This is a genomic window from Protofrankia sp. Cas8, assembly GCF_963555845.1.
Classification (GTDB): Bacteria; Actinomycetota; Actinomycetes; order Frankiales; family Frankiaceae; genus Protofrankia.
This window is the reverse complement of sequence record NZ_CAUVXI010000223.1, coordinates 8,038-9,196: the sequence shown is the minus strand read 5'-3', so window position 1 is coordinate 9,196 and position 1,159 is coordinate 8,038. Positions and strand designations below refer to the sequence as shown.

1 protein-coding gene is annotated in these 1,159 nt (G+C 67.0%); it reads right to left on the bottom strand.

Going from position 1 to position 1,159, the window contains the following annotated elements; all coding sequences use genetic code 11:
- Positions 1–103 precede the first annotated feature (103 nt).
- On the bottom strand, positions 104–1,099 hold the full coding sequence (locus tag U9977_RS23060) for an LLM class flavin-dependent oxidoreductase (RefSeq protein WP_322751378.1): 996 nt from the start codon (positions 1,097–1,099) through the stop codon (positions 104–106).
- Positions 1,100–1,159: the final 60 nt, after the last annotated feature.

Here is a 1,159-nt window from a genome sequence, read left to right as displayed (position 1 = left end):
TATTGCCGGGCGCTCTAAGCAGGAGTTTTTCGCTGAGATCTAATTTAATCGCAGGCCGATGTTGCTGACCCAGCGTCAGGTAGCCGAGCTGATGGGCGTCTCATCATGCAACTGGCTCGGCGAGGTCGAGGTAAGGCAGGACCTCCGTCTCGAAGAGCTGCAGACTGGCCCACGCCTTCTTCGGATCGGTGCCGCCGAACAGAGGACGGAGGATCAGGTGACCATCCAGGCCGAGCTCTCGGGCGATGGCGATGCAGCGTTCGGGCGTGACGATCTGGTAGGCGCCGCCTGCGCGTAGCTCGTCTACGGATCCGATCGGCGGATACCACTCGCTGGATCCCATTGCTGATTCGGCGATCCACCGGGCGTAGCTGTTTGCGGCGTGCAGGAGATTCGGGCCGACGTCGGCCCAGCCGGCGTCGGGATCCGGGCACACGTAGAGGAACGTCGGGCCACGCGGAATCCACGGGCCGGGGTCGCGTCCCAGCTTCAGGCATTCGTCCCGGTAGAAGTCCCAGGCGCGGGGTTCGGCGGGATCGAAGCCGTCTGCGAGGTGGGCGGCTCGCCGTGCGGGCGCTTCGGCTCCCCCACCCATGATGATCGGCGGATGCGGCCGCTGGGCGGGGGTTGGTGTCACCGTCACCGTGCGTCCGCGGAATTCGAACGGCTGACCCGTCCACGCCAGTTTGCAGACCTCGATGGCTTCGATGACCCGGCTGCGCCGTTCGTGGAGACCGACGTCGAACATGTCGAACTCCGGCGTTCGGTAGCCCGCGGCGAACACCGGGCTCATCCGGCCGCCGCTGAGCAGGTCGACGACCGCGAGGTCTTCGGCGAGGCGGAGCGGGTGGTAGAGCGGAGCGAGCAGGATGGGGCGGAACCGCATCCGTGCGGTGCGGCCGGCGGCGGCGGCCGAGGCGATCAGCGGTGACGGCAGGTAGCCGTCCTCGGCGCCGTGGTGCTCGCCGAAGTACACCAGATCGAAGCCGAGTCGGTCAGCCCACTCGCAGATGTCGAGCATGGCTGCGGCGAGATCGGCCGGACTGGCGGTGGCGAAATTCGGGCGCCGAAGGTCGAACGACAGGCGTAAACGGGGCACGGATGGTCTTCTCCTTGTAAGAGTGCCCGGCAATAGGGGCGTGGATCACGGAGCGGCGCT